We start from the raw sequence: 16,351 nt of genomic DNA, 5'->3' as shown, positions 1-16,351 counted from the left end.
GCGCCTCAATCCTCGCTGGCGACCCGGGCGTTGTGGGCCCGCTGGCGGACAAACCCGGGGATCTGCTCCCCGGGCAGGGACTTGCTGTAGTACCAGCCCTGGATGATCAGCTCCGAGCTCGATTGCAAGAAATCAAGCTGCTCGCGGGTTTCCACCCCTTCCACCACCACCTTGAGCTTGAGCGTCTCGCAAAAGCGCAGCAGACCGTTGAGCACCTGGGCGCCCTTGGGCTCGCGCTGGGCCAGGACGAAGCTGCGGTCGATCTTGATCCCGTCCACAGGAAACTGATGCAGGTAGCTCAAGGCGGAAAAGCCGGTGCCGAAGTCATCGATATAGACCCGCGCCCCCAGGGCATGCAGCTTGCCGATCCATTGCTGGGTCAGCAGGGCATCGCCCACCAGCGCGTCCTCGGTGATCTCCACCGAAACCTGGCCCTGGGCCCAGGCGAGAATCTCCAGCAGACGCCGACCATGCTCCGCCGAAGCCAGGGTGGCGCTGGAGATATTGATGGTGATGGGCAGTTGGAAGCCGATCTTGCTCCAGGCCAGGTGCTGGCGCACCGCCTGGGAGGCGACCCAGAAGTCCACCTCAGGCATCAGCCCGGCCTGCCCCAGCCATTGCAACAGCTCCCAGGGCGACTGCACCTTGCCCTCGCCGTCCCGGGCGCGGATCAGCGCCTCGCAGCCGGTGCACAGGCCGCTGTCCTTGGCCACCTGGGGCTGGTACTCCAGGTGAAAGTCGTAGCCGCTCAATTGCTGGATCCGCGCCAGTTGCAGGGACTGCTGCGCGGCCTGGCGGTAGGCCGCCACCATCGGGTCCAGCTCGAACAGCCTGCCGCGCTCCTCCAGGCCGCGGAAGGTGGTGTCGAAGGTCTTCAGGTAGACCTGTCCGGCGCCCTCGCCCTGGCGCTGGATGCTGCGCACATAAGGCAGGTAGATCAGGGTGCCGATGCCCAGCAACAGCAGTTGCAGGAGCACCGCGCCCCAGTCGCCCTGGGTACTCAGGTAGGCATTGAGCAGCACTGGCGAGGTAAAGGGCAGGCTGACCAGGGCCGGGCTGACCCAGCCCAGTTGCACCACCAGCAGGGCCAGGCAGGCGTTGACCATCGGCACCAGCATGAAGGGCACCAGCAGCCGCGGGTTGAGGATGATCGGCAGGCCGAACAGCAGCAGTTCGTTGACGTTGAACAGCGACAGCGCCAGGCTCGCCATGGCCAGCAGGCGCATGGAACGGTTGCGGGAAAAGCCCAGGATCGCCAGCACCAGGGCCAGGGAACCGCCGGATCCGCCGATGAAGGCGAAACACCCCAAGAGGCCGCTGTTGAGGGCATAGCGCAGGGGTTGCCCGGCGGCATGATCGGCGGCATTAAGGGCCACCGCCTGATCCAGCACCTCGATCACGGGCTGCATGGCGTAGGTGCCGTGAATGCCGAAGAACCACAACAGGGAATTGGTCGAGGTCAGGAGAATCGCGTTGAGGTAGGGATGATCCAGGCTGTCGATGTCGAGCGGGCGCTGGATGTAGGCAAAGTCGTGGACCTGCAACAGCACTTGCAGCACTGCCACCAGCGCCAGGCAGGTCAGCACCCCTGGCAACACCATATTGATGGTGCCCTTGAGGTTGTGCCCCACCAGTCCTTCGTCCACCAGCCGGGTCCAGCGTCGGCGATGCAGCCAGGCCATGGTCGGGACATTGACCAGGGGCGAGGCGATGGCGATGAACAGCACGAAGGTCGCCGACGCCAGCGGATAGTCCCGCAGCAGGTAGATGGCGATCACCACATGGGCCAGGCAGAGAAAGGCCACCGGCAGCTGGGGCAGGCGGTGCTGGATCGCCAGCATGTAGCCGATGGAAGCCGCCACCAGCAGGGGAATGATCGAACTGATGCGGTTGTGCAACCCGGTCAGCAAGTCCACCAGGGAGCCGGGGGCGCCCAGGGCCTGGGCACATTGCGCAAGGATCAGGAACAGCGCCGACACCAGCAGGCAAGGCAATAGCCAGAGCAGGCCTTCGCGAATCGAGCGCAAGGACTCGGCGCCCGCCAGCAACGCCAGGCGGTGGGTGAAAAACAGCTTGAACCCCAATTGCCGCATCGGCCTCTCCCCTCTGCCTGCGCACGTCCGTCCCCTGCAGACGGCCCCCGTCATGACCGCCCGGCGTCTGGCGAGGCCGTGGGGCAAACAGGAGGTGCAGGCGAAGATACCACTGTAGAAACCCTGGTCGGCAAGCACTCGATGGCACTACCTTGAGTGTTTTATCGCCCCTGCGGCGCCAGACTTGACCCCAACGCCGCGCCTCGGGCCGGGCTGCCCCCCAACACAACGGCGAATCAATATCATTTGCAGCGTATCAGGGCTTTTGCTTTAATCGCGAGCAATTCCCATTTGCAACGCCACCCGCCACCGGACCACGCCCTTGCCTTCCACGCCGCCCGCCAGCCCCACTCTGGTCCACAACCTCTATGACGCTCATCACCACTGGCTCTATGAACTGTTGCGGCGCCGCCTGAACCACGCTTGGGATGCCGCCGATCTGGCCCACGAGATCTTCGTCCGGGTACTCAAGCGCCCGCCGCAGCTGGACGGCGAGGTGCAGCAGCGCTCCTACCTGGCCACCATTGCCCGCGGCCTGTGCATCGATCACTGGCGGCGCCGCCAGTTGGAGCAGGCCTGGCTGCAGGCCCTGGCGGCGCGTCCGCCGGCGTTGCAACCGTCTCCGGAGCAGCGGGCAATCATCGTCGAGACCCTCTACGAAGTGGACGCCCTGCTCGAGCGCCTGCCGCAGCGGGTGCGCGAAGCCTTTCTCCTGGCGCAGTTGCATGGCCGTTCCTACAAGGCCATTGCCGAAGAACTGGGGGTCTCGGAGCGCATGGTGAAGAAATACCTGGCCCAGGCCCTGGTGCATTGCGCGCTACTGGAGGCCGAACTCGACGGCCTGCTGATCGAGTAGCGGCCCATGAGCGAACACGGCGCCCAACGCTTGAGCCATGCCAGCCTGCAACAGGCCGCGCACTGGTACGTGCAATTGCAGGACGAGGCCGTCAGCGACGAACAACGCCGCCATTGGCAGGCCTGGCTTGAGCAGCACCCGGAACACCGTCGGGCCTGGGGCTACGTCGGGCGGGTCAGCCAGTGCCTGCTGCCGCTGCAGGAAGCCGGCGCCCAGCAAGCCGCCGGCCAGGCCCTGCGCGGTGGCCGGCGGGCACCACTGGCGCGGCGGCAGGTGCTCGGCGCACTGGTGTTGCTCGGCCTGGGCTGGGGCACCTGGCGCGGCACGCCGCTGCCCCAGGCACTGGGCCGCTGGCGGGCCGACTACGCCACCGGCACCGGGGAGATCCGCGAGGTCCGGCTCAGCGACGGCACCCACCTCTGGCTCAATGCCCTGAGCGCGCTGGATGTGCGCTACAGCGCCCGGGAGCGCCTGTTGCAACTGCACCAGGGCGAAATCCTCATCGACACCGCCAAGGATCCGCAGCGCCCGTTGCGGGTGGACACCGAACACGGACGGCTGCAGGCCCTGGGCACGCGCTTCAGCGTGCGCCGGGAGGGCGCACGCACCCTGCTCAACGTCTACGCCGGCGCGGTGCAAGTGCACAGCGGCAAGAGCGGCCAGCAGCAGCGGGTCGACGCCGGCCAGCAACTGGCCTTCGACGCCGTCGCGCTGGGTCCGCTGCAAGGCGCCAGCGCCGCTCGCGAAGCCTGGAGTCGCGGGCTGCTGCTGGCCGACAACCTGCCACTGGCACAACTGCTCGAAGAGTTGCGGCGCTATCGCCCGGGGCATCTGGGCTGTGACCCGGCCCTGGGTCGATTGCCGGTCATGGGCGCCTTCCCGCTGCACGATTCCGACCAGGCCCTGGCCCTGCTGGAAGCCGCCCTGCCGGTGCGGGTCCAGCGCCTGACGGCCTGGTGGGTGACCCTTGAACCCCGAGCCTGAAAATCCACAGAAGATTTTTTTCAGGTTGCGGTTCCCTTTTGTCTTTCTGGTTCGGTTAACCCGGTAACTGCTCTCACATTGCCGATCCACAAGGGAACCCCATGCCAACCCCCAACCGTCCCCGCTTGCGCCCGTCCCTGCGTCCCCTGACCCTGTGCAGCGCCCTTTTGTGCCTGCCCGCCCCCTGGACCCAGGCCGCCGAAAACCCCGCCAGCCAGCAGGCGGACAGCCAGCGCCAGGCCTACGACATCGGCCCCGGCCCACTGGTCAGTGTGCTCAATCGCTTCGCCGAACAGAGCGCGGTCTTTGTCGCCGGGCACAACGACCTCGCCGCCGGCAAGCAGAGCCCGGGGCTGCGAGGCCGCTACAGCGTCGAACAAGCCCTGCAACAGTTGCTGCTCAACAGCGGCCTGCAAGCCCAGGCCGTCAGCGGCGGGTATGTGCTGCAAGCGCTCCCGACCGCCAGCGGCCCGTTGCAGCTGGGCACCACTCAGGTGTCCGCCCAGGGCCTGGGCAGCGTCACCGAGGACAGCCAGAGCTACACCACCGGGGCCAGCGCCTCGGCCACCGGCCTCAACCTGTCGCTGCGGGAAACCCCGCAATCGGTGACGGTGATCACCCGCCAGCAGCTGGACGACCAGGGCAGCAACAGCATCGCCGATGCCCTGCGCCGGGCCCCGGGGGTCAGCGTGCAGAACTACGACAGCGAACGCTGGGAGTTTTCCAGCCGCGGCCTGCCGATCACCAACTTCCAGTACGACGGGGTCAACGTCACCTACGACGGGGTCTACGACTACGGCACCACCAGCACCGACATGGCGACCTTCGACCGGGTGGAAATCATCAAGGGCGCCACCGGCCTGATGACCGGCTCCGGCGACCCCTCGGCCACCGTCAACCTGATCCGCAAGCGGCCGACCAAGGACTTCAAGGCCTCGGTCACCGGCACCCTCGGCTCCTGGGACAACTACCGCAGCGAAGGCGATATCTCCGGGCCACTGACCGAGACCGGCAATATGCGCGGGCGCTTCGTCGGGGTCTACCAGGATCGCAGCTCGTACCTGGACCACTACCAGAACAGCAAGGACATCGCCTACGGCGTGCTGGAGGCCGACCTGACCCCCGACACCCTGCTGACGGTGGGCCTGGACCAGCAGAACACCCGCTCCCGGGGCGCCACCTGGACCGGCTTCCCGATGTACTTCAGCAACGGCTCGCGCACAAACTTTTCCCGCTCGTTCAACCCGGCCACCGACTGGAGCCGTCGCGACTTCAAGAACCAGACCCTGTTCACCTCCCTGGAACAGCAACTGGCCCATGACTGGACCCTCAAGGTCAGCTACGACCACCTGCGCCGCGAGCACGACACCCTGCTGGGCTCGGCCAGCGGCGGCAACCCGGATCAGGCCAGCGGCGACGGCATGTTCATGTACATGGGCAAGTTCAAGGGCGAGCAGACCCAGGACAACCTGGACATCAACCTGCACGGCCCCTTCAGCCTGCTGGGCCGCGAACACGAGCTGATCGCCGGCTTCATGCTGATGAACGCCAAGCAGGACATCCCGGTCCACGGCTCGGTGTACCCGCCGGTGGGCGGCAGCATCTACCAGTGGCGCGGCGAATTCGCCAAGCCGGACATCCCTCAGATCGGCGAAAACGACATCCTCCAGCGCCAGACCGGTGCCTACCTGGCCACCCGCCTCAAGCCCAGCGACGACCTGGCGCTGATCCTCGGCACCCGGGTCAGCGACTTCAAGGGCATCGACAACACCCGCTACTTCGACCCCGGCCGCGCCGACGCCCGCCAGCGCTACCAGCAGACCGGCGTGGTCACGCCCTATGCGGGCCTGGTCTATGACCTCAACGATCACTACTCGCTGTACACCAGCTACACCAGCATCTATCAGCCGCAGATGAGCAAGGACGCCGGCGGCAAGATCCTCGACCCGGTGCAGGGCGACAGCTATGAAGCCGGGATCAAGGCCGAATACCTGGACGGCCGGGTCAATGCCAGCTTCGCGGTGTTTCATGTGCAGCAGGACAATGTCGCGCAACTGGTGGACGGCTGGGGCACCGACGCCATCTACCGCCCGACCAAGGGCGCGACCACCAAGGGCTTCGAGGTCGAAGTGGCCGGCGAGCTGCTGGACGGCTGGAACCTGTCCGCCGGCTACAGCTACAACCACACCCGCGATGCCAATCACGACTACGTCTACGGCTCGGTCCTGCAAACCACCGAGCCGCAGCAGGTGGCGCGGCTGTTCAGCAGCTACCGCCTGCCGGGCGCCTGGGACCGCCTGACTCTGGGCGGCGGGGTCAACTGGCAGAGCCGGTTCTTTGGCAAGGTCTACCAGCCCGACCCGAACGATGCGGTCAATGGCGGGCATGACTCGCGCATTGCCCAGGACGGCTACTTCCTGGTGGACGCCATGGCCCGCTACCAGTTCAGCCAGCACCTGAGCTCGACCCTGAACGTGAAGAACCTCTTCGACAAGAAGTACTACACCGGTATCGGCAACTTCGGCACCGGTTTCTACGGCGAGCCGCGCAGCCTGCAACTGGCGACCCGCTGGGACTTCTGAGCGCGCCGATCCACGGTCGCGTGGCCCGACGGCGGGTTGACTACGCTTGAGCAAGCGTGATCAACCCGCAGAGGACCGACACCATGCCACGCATCCAGACCATCACCCCGTGCCTGTGGTTCGACCACCAGGCACACGCGGCGGCACAGTTCTACTGCTCGGTCTTCGAACAGTCGCACATCACCCACGTCAGCCATTACGGCAAGGCCGGCTTCGAGATTCACGGACGCCCCGAGGGCTCGATAATGAGCGTGGCCTTCGAACTCGACGGCCAGGGCTTCAGCGCCCTCAACGGTGGCCCGCTGTTCAGCTTCAATGAGGCCATCTCCCTGCAAGTGCATTGCCGCAGCCAGGCCGAGCTGGATCACTACTGGAACGCCCTGGGTTTTGGCGGCCCGCCACAAGCGCAGCGCTGCGGCTGGCTCAAGGACCGTTTCGGGCTGTCCTGGCAGATCGTGCCGCAGTGCCTCACGCCGATGATCTGCGACCCCGATCCGGCCCGTTCGCAACGGGTGATGCAGGCCCTGCTGGGGATGAAAAAGCTCGATATCGCGACGCTGCAACGCGCCTTCGACGGCAAAAGCTAATACAATCGCACCTGCTTTCACCGACGGAAAACCGCAATGAAGCCTGCCCTCTCCTGTGACCAGGAACCGCAGTTCTGGCGCGACCCGGCCCTGCCGTTCATCGAGGCCCGCGCCATCGCCGATGGCCGCAAGGTCTGCTACAGCCGCCATGCCCACCAACAGTTTTCCATCGGCAGCATCACCGCGGGCGTCAGCACCTACCTCAGCGGTCACGCGCAGTGGCGGGTCAGCCGCGGCACCGTGGTGCTGATGAACCCGGGGGTGGTGCACGCCTGCAACCCGATCGACGATCAACCCTGGTCCTATCGCATGCTGTATGTCGACACGCCCTGGCTGACCGCGCTGCAGCACGACCTGGGCTTCAGTGCCGAGCTGGGCTTTCGTCCGTTTCGCGAGACGCACAGCCGCGACCCGCAACTGTTCGCCGAGCTGGAGCAGCTGTACCAGACCCTGGTGGCCACCGAGGCCGAGCCGCTGCTCAAGCACAGCGCCGTGGTGAGCTTTTTCAGCGACCTGCAGCAGCGCCTGAACCCCGCCGAGGCGACGCCCCGGGGCGACAACCGCAAACTGCAGGAAGCCGCCGACTACATCCGCCGCCACTGCACCCAGGCCCTGAGCCTGGAAGACCTGTGCCAGGCGGCGCAGCTGTCACCGTCCTACCTGATCCGTGCCTTCAAGCAGCAGTTCGGCATGCCGCCCCACGCCTACCTGGTGAACCAGCGGGTGCAGTTCGCCCAGGCCCGCCTGCGCAGCGGCGCGCCGATCGCCGAGGTGGCGCTGGAGGCCGGCTTTGCCGATCAGGCGCATTTCCAGCGCGCCTTCAAGCAGCACCTGGCGGCCACTCCCGGCCAGTACCGCGGCCAGCGCTAGAGCAACAGATAGCCCGCGCTGGCAGCCAGCAACGCGGCCATGCTGCGGTTGAACAGACGCATCTGCGCCGGGTCGCTCAGGTAGTGCCGCAAGCAGCTCCCGGCATAGGCCCAGCAGGCAATCGACAGGTAGCAGATCAGCCAATACAACCCGGTGAACAACCACACCAGGCCCACGTCCCCGTCGGCGGCAAAAGCGCCCATCCCCGCGACGCAGGCCAACCAGGCCTTGGGACTGAGCCACTGCATCAACGCGCCGTACCAGGCCGACGGCGCCCGGGCAACAGCATCGGTATCCAGGCGACCATCGTCCCGGGCCAGCTTCCAGGCCATGTACAGCAGGAAAGCCACGCCAAACAGGCGAATGCCCTGGGTCAGCAGCGGCCACTGGCGCAGCAGTTCGTGCAGCCCCAGGCCGATCAGCACCAGCAGCCCGACGAAGCCCAGGGTGGCTCCGGTCACGTGGCGCAAGCTGGCCCTGAAGCCGAAGCGCGCGCCACTGCTGAGGGCAACGATGTTCACCGGTCCCGGGGTGATGGAAGCGGCCAGGGCAAAGGCCGCCATGGAAAACACCAGGCTCATGTCTTGTTTCTCCTATCTGGATCGGATTGACCGCCGCCCAGACTAGGGAGCCAGGATCGCCGCGTATTGAAGAAAACTGCCCTCGTCAGCGACTAGCAGCGCAGGTGATTGAGCTGGCAGTACTGGTCCCAGTCCATGTCCACCATCTCGGCGATTTCCCGGTGCGCCTCCAGAGTCATCCGGCTCAGTTCCTGGGGCGTGCGGGCAATGAACGACAGCGCCAGTTCCCAAGTGCCCATGCCGCGCAACCGGGCCTCTTCGTCAAACAGGCGACTGGCGTGCTGGATCTGCAACTCGCTCAAGTCCTCGGGTCGCCAGTGCAGACCCGAGGGTTGTCCGAGCCCGAGCTGGGCCACCAGTTCCGGACGCTCGGCGAGGTACAGCATCAAGGCTTGCTGATAACTGAGTTCAGACATTTGCATGACTCTCACTCCCATCATGAAATCAATTGCGGCGCGTTCACGCCCTGCCCCCGGGGCCCGGCTCACGCCGGCGTCAGGCTGGCGATCCGGTCCACCACCCGCCCGGCCAGATCGTCGGGGCGGAACTTGGCAAGAAAATCATCGGCACCGACCTTCTTCACCATGGCCTGGTTGAAGGCTCCGGACAGCGAGGTATGGAGCACGATGTACAGCTGCTTCATCCGTGGGTCGTTGCGCACTTCGGCGGTGAGGGTGTAGCCGTCCATTTCCGGCATTTCGATATCGGAGATCATCATCAGGAACTCCTCGTCCGGGCGCTTGCCCGCATCGAGCATGGCCTGCAGGTAATCCAGCGCCTCGCGGCCGTCCTTCAGCGACACCACCTGCACCCCGACGCTCTCCAGGCAGCGGGTCACTTGCTTGCGCGCCACCGCCGAGTCATCCACCGTCAGCACCCGCCAATGCGCCGCGGCGACCTGGGTCTGCGGCGGGATCACGCCCTGGGAGATTTCCTCGCAGACCGGCGAGACCTCGGCCAGGACCTTCTCCACGTCGATGATTTCCACCATGCGCTCGCCGACCCGGGTCACCGCCGTCAGGTAGTTGTCCAGGCCGCTGCCCTTGGGTGGCGGGTGAATTTCCTCCCAGTTCAGGTTGACAATGTGTTCCACCGCGCTCACTAGAAAGCCCTGGGTCTTGTTGTTGTACTCGGTAATGATCACGTAAGCGCTGTCGATATCCTCGACTCCGGGCAAGCCGGTGGCCAATGCCAGATCAAGTATCGGAATGGATACACCGCGAACATTGGCCACGCCACACACCACCGAATGTGACATGGGCAGTACATTCAACTTGGGGCACTTGAGAACCTCTCTAACTTTAAATACGTTGATGCCGTACAACTGCGACTCATTAAAACGGAATAACAATAGTTCCAGACGATTCTGCCCTGCCAACTGAGTACGGCTGTTAACCGTTTCCATCACACTGGACATACGACCCCCCCGCCCTGATCTAGTTGATCAATCGGCGATTAAATGAAAGTTGCTGATTACTCTTGGCGATCAACTATTGAAACGGGTCACCAGGGCGTTCAGTTCGTGGGCGGTGGACTCCAGATCACCGCCCACGGTGGACGAATGCACAGCAATCTCGGCGTTCTGATCCGAAACCCGGGCAATCTTGGTGATCTGTTCGGATATTTCCTCGGCGACATGGGCTTGCTGCTCCGAGGCGGCGGCCATTTGCTGGCTCATCTGGTGAATCCGCTCCACCGCCGCGTTGATGCCGTCCAGGGCTTCCTGGGTACTGATCACCTGGGCCACCCCGGAGCGCGCTTCGACGCTGCCCTGGCGCGCCACTTCCACCGCCTGGGTGGCCACTTCCTGCAGGGTGACGATGATGCGCTGGATGCTCTGGGTCGACTCCTGGGTCTTGGAGGCCAGGGCCCGGACCTCGTCGGCCACCACCGCAAAACCGCGGCCCTGCTCGCCGGCCCGGGCAGCCTCGATCGCCGCGTTGAGGGCCAGCAGATTGGTCTGTTCGGCAATCGAGCGGATCATGTTGGCCGCCTGCTGGATCGACTGGGTTTCCGCGGCCAGGCCTTCCACGGACTGGCTGACGGCGTCCACGGTGTCCGCCAGTTTCTCGATCACCACGCGGGTTTTCTGTGCCTCCTCGGAGCCCACCTGGGTCAGGTTGTTGACCTGATCGGCGGCCGAGGCGGTGTCGTGGATGTGCACCGACACCTCGGAAATCGACGAGGCCATCTGGTTCATTGCGGTGGCCGCCATGTCCGCTTCGTCGCGCTGCTTGCCCAGGGCGCTTTCCGCCTGCTTGGACAGACTCTGGCTGGTGGAAGCCAGGGACGCCGCCTGGTTGGCGTAGTCGCCAAGCCGGCTAAGGGCGGTGCGGATTTTCGCCGACTCGCTGATCAGGATCATCTGCAACTGCGCCACTGGGCCGTGTTCGTCGGTGTAGGTACGGGCGATCAGCTCACTGTCGAAGCTGCCTAGGGACACCGAGCTGATGCGCCCGAGCATCTGCCGCGCGCGATACAGGGCATAGCCCTGGACCGCGAAATACCCGGGAACCGCCGCGCCCAGCGCCGCCCAGGCGCCCCCCAGCCAGTAGGCGCCGGCGGTGGCCGCCAGGCCCAGCACGGGCGGCAAGGCGAAGCTGCAGACCCTGGCCACCCGGTAGCTCCAGGGTAGGGCCAGGTTGTCGCTGCGCATGCGTTGATAGAGGGCGCCGGCGCGCTCCACCTGTTCGCGCTCGGGCTTGACCCGCACCGACTCGTAGCCGGCAATCACGCCCTTGCTGAAGATCGGCGTGACATAGGCGTTGACCCAGTAGTGGTCACCGTTGTTGCTGCGGTTCTTGACGATGCCCATCCAGCTCTTGCCGTCCTTGAGGTAGGACCACATGTGCGCGAACACCGCTTCGGGCATGTCCGGATGGCGCACGATATTGTGCGGGCTGCCGATCAGTTCTTCCCGGCTGAAACCACTGACTGCGACAAACTCGTCATTGCAGTAGGTGATCTTGCCGTGAATATCGGTGGCGGAAATCAGCCGTTGTTCTGCGGGAAACACCAGCTCGCGCTGGGTCACAGGAAGATTGTTTCTCATCTAAAAAGCCTCGCAGGAAAGTGTTCATTTTCCATTCGGTATCAAATAAAAATTTCCGCATCCTGCGATGACTCGAAGACTTCCTCTGCTGACTTGCAGAACTTTCCAGAGCCAAGTGAATTACTGCAAATGGCCAATATTGATCCAGTCGGCGCAAGTTTAGATTCCGGCGTCAAAAAAAGTGTGAAAAATTCATCAAGCCATCCAACTTAGAGGGCAGAAAATCAAAGATTTTCTGATGTACATCAACAATTGAGAACCAAATAGAAAGCTTGCTTGCTAGTTGTTGAGAAGCATTCTTTGCAAGACACCCTGTGCCCGCGAAAACTCCATTCGCTGAACATGGGCCACAAACTCGTCGAAGGTTGTTCTATCGACCGGCAGCGCATGTTGCGCCAAGGCCTCAGTGAGCGTCAGGGCCTGCAAGTTGCTCTGGCGCAACAACGGCAGAATCTCTTGCAGGGCGCTCTGGAACACACCCAGGTCCAGGGGTTCTTGCAGGGCGTGAGCGCATTCTGGCGAGGCCCGCCCGAACTCCGCCTGCAAGCCCGCCAAGGTGCTGGCCAGTAATCGTTGCAGTTCATCCAGATGGCCCTCGGTGAGGGTCAGATGCAACGCCGCGCCGTCGCGCAGGGACTGTTCCAGCACCGCGCAGCTCTGCGCGAAGCCTCGCCCGCCGAGGTTGCCGGCAGCGCCCTTGAGGGTATGCAGCAGGTAGCAGGCATCCTTGGCATTGTCCTCGGCAAGACTCTGGCGCAGCCGTTCGAGCAGCTCTCCCAGCGTGGCCTCCGACCCCTCGAGCACTTGATTGAGCAAGTCACGGTTACCGCCAAAGCGTTCGAGAATCAGCGCCGGGTCCTCGATCAGGCCGGTGTCGGTTGAGGGCTCGGCAACCTGCGCCAGCCGCACCGCGCCACCAGTCCAGAACAACAGACTGTTGACCAGCTGCGGCAGGTTGATCGGCTTGCCGACATGGTCATTCATGCCCGCTGCCAGGCAGCTCTGGCGGTCGGCCTGGGAGGCATTGGCGGTCATGGCAATGATCGGCAAGCGGGCAAAGCGCGCATCGGCACGGATCCGCCGGGTGGCTTCATAGCCGTCGATATCGGGCATCTGGATGTCCATCAGCACCGCGGCAAAGGGTTCCTCGGCTTCGAGAGTCATTTTCACCCCCTGCAGCCCGCCGCCGGCCAATTGCACCTGAGCCCCTTCCAGGGTCAGCAGTTCTCGGGCGATCTGCCGGTTCAGGACGTTGTCTTCCACCACCAGCAACCGCAAGCCACTGAGGCTGGAGCGCTGCGCGGGCGCCTTGGCCGGCGGCCCGTCGAGGGCCGCGGAGCGCTCGGTCAGCAGCGCCTGCGCCAGCTGCCGAGGGGTAAAGGGCTTGCTCAGGTAGTGAGCAAAGGGCGCCTCGGCGCTGTCCAGCCGGGCCAGCAGCGCAGTGGCATCGTGGTGACTCAAGATCACCACCGTCGGCGGCGCTTCCAGCCTCATGTCCTTGATCATTTGCGCGGCGTGCAGGCCGTCCATGTCCGGCATCAGCCAATCCAGCAAGACCAGATCGAAAGCCTCGCCCCGGGCTACAGCGGCATCCACGGCCGACAAGGCCTGAGCACCGCCGGTGGCGTGCTCGACGGTCCAGCCGAAGCTGCGCAAGGTGCGCACATTCAGCTCCAGCGCCAGGGGGTGGTCATCCGCCACCAGCACTCGCAAGGCCTTGCCTCCTAGAGGCAGGGTCTGGGCGACACAGGCACCGTCCAGCCCCAGCTCCAGTTCAAAGCTGAAACAGCTGCCTGCGCCGAGCTGGCTGCGCACCTGCAACTGTCCGCCCATCAGCTGCACCAGGTGCTTGCAGATCGCCAATCCCAGGCCGGTGCCGCCAAAACGCCGAGTGGTCGAGGCTTCCGCCTGACGGAAACCTTCGAAAATCACCTGCAGGTGTTCGGCGCTGATGCCAATGCCGGTGTCGCTTACCGCCACTTGCAGACGCACGCTGTGCGCCCCCTGCTCAAGCAACTTCAGGCCCACCACCACCTGGCCCTCGGCGGTGAACTTCATGGCATTGCCCGCCAGGTTGATCAGCACCTGTTGCAGGCGCAGGCTGTCGCCCACCAGGTTCAGCGGCAACTGCGGGTCGAGATCGAAGATCAGCTCGATATCGCCCACGCCCTGATTGCCCGCCAGCACCACCGCCAGGTCACGCAGTAGTTGATCGAGGTCGAAGGGGTGTTCCTCCAGTTGCAACTTGCCGGCCTCGATCTTCGAGTAGTCGAGAATGTCGTTGAGCAGTCCCAGCAGAGACTTGGCTGCGGTCTGCGCCTTGGTCGCGTATTCCAGCTGGCGCGGCTCCAGGCCGGCCCGTTGCAGCAGTTGCAGCATCCCCAGCACGGCGTTCATCGGCGTGCGGATCTCATGGCTCATGTTGGCCAGGAACGAGGACTTGGCCTCGCTCGCGGCATCCGCCTGTTCCTTGGCGTAGAGCAGCCGGGACTCCAGCTCCCGTTGCGCGGTGATGTCCAGGTTGATCCCGGTCACCCGCAGCGCCTTGCCATCGGTGTCGCGCTCCACATAGGCCCCGGACTGGATGAAGCGCACCTGCCCGCTGGGACTGACCACGCGAAAGATCGGATCGTAGACACCCTGGCCCGCCACCGCCTCTTCCAGCTTGCGCTGGGTCCGTTCCTGGTCCTGCGGGTGCACCCGCTCCAGCCAGTGCTGATAGTTCAAACCGTTGCCGCGCAGCTCCAGCGGCTGCTCGTAGAGCTCGAACATGCGCTCGTTCCAGTCCAGCGAGTGGTCAGCGAGGGTCCAGGACCAGATCCCCAGCTTGGCCACTTTGGCGGCCATCAACAGTTGGTCGCGGGCCGTAGCCAGGGTCTGCTCCGCGGCCTTGCGCTCGGTGATGTCCACGGCGATGCCCAGGTAGCCGGTCAGTTGCCCATTTTCATCACGCAGGGCGCTGACCACCAGGGTCGCGGCGAAGTGCGAACCGTCCTTGCGCACCATGGTCCATTCGCGGGTTTGCGCGCCTTCGGTTTCCGCCTGCTGGACGAACACCCGAAAGCCTTCGATGGGTCGCTGATGCTGGGCACTGAGCTCGATGCCGCGCTGGCGGACTTCTTCCGGCAGGTGGATCACCTCCGGGGTGTGCCGCCCCACCATTTCCTCGGCCTGGTAGCCCGACAGCCGCTCCGCGCCACGATTGAACACGCGGATGATGCCATCGCGATCGGTGGCGATGATTGCCACCTGCGAGGCCGAGCGCAGCACGCTGGAGAGCAGCAGGTTGATCTGTCCCAGCTCGGCGGTGCGCGCTGCCACCTGGTCCTCCAGGCGTGCGTTGAGTTCGAGAATCCGCGCCTCGGCGGCTTTCTGCGCGGTGATGTCACGGACCGTCATCGAGGCGCCGATGACCTGGCCGCGCCGATCGAAAATCGGCGAAACGTTGACCGACACCGCCACCCGGCTGCCGTCCTGGCGCAGGCGCTGGGTATCGAATCCGTGCACCCGTTCGCCATGACGCAGCTTGTGCAGGATGTGCTGTTGTTCCAGCACCAGCTCCGGCGGCACGATCAGGTCCTGGAACAAGCGGCCCCGCGCCTGTTCGGCGCTGTAGCCGAAAATCTCCTCGGCGCCGCGATTCCAGCTGGTGATGCGCCCCTCCAGGGTCTTGCCAATGATGCCGTCGGTGGAGCTTTCGACAATGGCCGCCAGCCGGGTCTGGTCACGGCGCAAACGGTTCTGCCGGTTGACCCCCAGGGCTATCACGGTGCCCACCACCGCCAGCAACAGGGTCAGCAGGCCGCCGATCCCCAGTACCCAGGCCGGCGCGGTCTGATGTAGCGGTTCGACGAAGCCCGGGCCCACGCTGAACTCGAAGGCCCAGCGCCGCCCGAACACCTGTTCCTCACGGGTACGCACGCTCAGCGTGTCCTTCAATGGCTGGGCCGAGCTGGCAAAAAAGCTCCCGGCGCCGGCGTCATCGCTGATGTCGCGCAACACCAGGCGCTGGCTGGCCGGGTCCAACGGCAAGTCCTTGAGCACCTCGTTCATCACCAGGGGCGCATAGGTCCAGCCCAGGGTCTGGGCCTCGCGCTGCGACGGCGAAGGCGGCACTTCGGCGCTGCGGTACACCGGCAGCAGGAACAGCAACGAGCCCATCACCGCGCCGGGTTCCTGGCGCAGCGACAAGGGCCCGGTCAACCGCGGCTCGCCGCTGTGCATGGCGGCCACGGCGGCCGCCCGGCGCACCGGCTCGGACGCCAGGTCCAGGCCCAGGGCCGACTGGTTCGGCGCCAGCGGCTCGATGTACTGCACCACGTAGCGATCACCGTGGTGGGGCTGCCATTGCTGCAAATGAAAGCCCGGCGCGCCATCGAGCTGTGCTGCGGCCAGGAACGAACGCTCATGCTCCTCGGGCACGCGCCGGACAAAACCGAAACCGTGGGCGCCGAAAAACTCCCCGTTCAGGTCCCGACCCTGGCTGTAGCGATGGAAGATCTCTCGGCTCACGCCGTCTTCACCGGCCGTGACAATCACCCCGCGGGCGCCGCGCAAACCGTATTGGTACAAGGTCACGCGCTCCAGCACGTGATGCACGGCGTCTTCGGCCGCCCGCGACACCGACTGTTCCAGCTGATGGGCGTTGCCCCGTGCCACCAGCCAGTAAACCGCGGCGGTGACGCTTATACCCAGGACACTGATCAGCGCCAGGTAGACACAGCCGATTTGCACAGAACGTCCAGG

General features: G+C 64.9%; 11 protein-coding genes. 5 read left to right on the top strand and 6 right to left on the bottom strand.

Going from position 1 to position 16,351, the window contains the following annotated elements; genetic code table 11:
• Nucleotides 1-5 precede the first annotated feature (5 nt).
• Nucleotides 6-2,093, bottom strand: a complete 2,088-nt coding sequence (locus tag DNK59_RS08440) for a PTS sugar transporter subunit IIC/EAL domain-containing protein (RefSeq protein ID WP_110722915.1) — start codon at nucleotides 2,091-2,093, stop codon at nucleotides 6-8.
• Between the two features lie 322 nt (nucleotides 2,094-2,415).
• Here DNK59_RS08440 and DNK59_RS08435 point away from each other — a divergent pair, with 322 nt between their 5' ends.
• From DNK59_RS08435 to DNK59_RS08415, 5 genes are all read left to right on the top strand, one after another.
• Nucleotides 2,416-2,949 (top strand): sigma-70 family RNA polymerase sigma factor, encoded by a 534-nt coding sequence (locus DNK59_RS08435; RefSeq protein WP_016965158.1) that lies wholly within the window; start codon nucleotides 2,416-2,418, stop codon nucleotides 2,947-2,949.
• Between the two features lie 6 nt (nucleotides 2,950-2,955).
• On the top strand, nucleotides 2,956-3,933 hold the full coding sequence (locus DNK59_RS08430; RefSeq protein ID WP_110722914.1) for a FecR domain-containing protein: 978 nt from the start codon (nucleotides 2,956-2,958) through the stop codon (nucleotides 3,931-3,933).
• A 101-nt stretch (nucleotides 3,934-4,034) separates the two neighbouring features.
• Nucleotides 4,035-6,515 (top strand): TonB-dependent receptor, encoded by a 2,481-nt coding sequence (locus DNK59_RS08425; protein ID WP_110722913.1) that lies wholly within the window; start codon nucleotides 4,035-4,037, stop codon nucleotides 6,513-6,515.
• Nucleotides 6,516-6,598: 83 nt separating this feature from the next.
• Nucleotides 6,599-7,102 (top strand): VOC family protein, encoded by a 504-nt coding sequence (locus DNK59_RS08420; protein ID WP_110722981.1) that lies wholly within the window; start codon nucleotides 6,599-6,601, stop codon nucleotides 7,100-7,102.
• A 36-nt stretch (nucleotides 7,103-7,138) separates the two neighbouring features.
• Nucleotides 7,139-7,972: an AraC family transcriptional regulator gene (locus DNK59_RS08415; protein WP_110722912.1), complete on the top strand. Its 834-nt coding sequence runs from the start codon at nucleotides 7,139-7,141 to the stop codon at nucleotides 7,970-7,972.
• On the opposite strand, the gene DNK59_RS08410 is transcribed toward DNK59_RS08415, so the two are convergent.
• From DNK59_RS08410 to DNK59_RS08390, 5 genes are all read right to left on the bottom strand, one after another.
• The gene (locus DNK59_RS08410; protein ID WP_110722911.1) at nucleotides 7,969-8,553 is read right to left on the bottom strand and encodes a LysE family translocator; all 585 of its coding nucleotides are present in this window, start codon (nucleotides 8,551-8,553) and stop codon (nucleotides 7,969-7,971) included. The two genes, DNK59_RS08415 and DNK59_RS08410, sit on opposite strands and share 4 nt — an antisense overlap.
• 92 nt (nucleotides 8,554-8,645) lie before the next feature.
• Complete coding sequence (locus tag DNK59_RS08405) at nucleotides 8,646-8,975, bottom strand: DUF6388 family protein (protein WP_110722910.1); 330 nt, start codon at nucleotides 8,973-8,975, stop codon at nucleotides 8,646-8,648.
• 62 nt (nucleotides 8,976-9,037) lie between these two features.
• A complete protein-coding gene (locus DNK59_RS08400) occupies nucleotides 9,038-9,970 on the bottom strand; it encodes a chemotaxis protein CheV (protein WP_110722909.1) in 933 nt (310 codons plus the stop codon).
• A gap of 69 nt (nucleotides 9,971-10,039) precedes the next feature.
• Nucleotides 10,040-11,605: a PAS domain-containing methyl-accepting chemotaxis protein gene (locus DNK59_RS08395; protein WP_092314401.1), complete on the bottom strand. Its 1,566-nt coding sequence runs from the start codon at nucleotides 11,603-11,605 to the stop codon at nucleotides 10,040-10,042.
• 279 nt (nucleotides 11,606-11,884) lie between these two features.
• Nucleotides 11,885-16,339, bottom strand: a complete 4,455-nt coding sequence (locus DNK59_RS08390; RefSeq protein WP_256596312.1) for a PAS domain S-box protein — start codon at nucleotides 16,337-16,339, stop codon at nucleotides 11,885-11,887.
• Between the last annotated feature and the right edge of the window lie 12 nt (nucleotides 16,340-16,351).

The sequence above is a fragment of the Pseudomonas sp. TKO26 genome (genome assembly GCF_003225665.1).
Taxonomy (GTDB): Bacteria; Pseudomonadota; Gammaproteobacteria; order Pseudomonadales; family Pseudomonadaceae; genus Aquipseudomonas; species Aquipseudomonas saponiphila.
The sequence above is the reverse complement of the archived record's forward strand: the minus strand, read 5'-3'. Positions and strand labels throughout refer to the sequence as shown.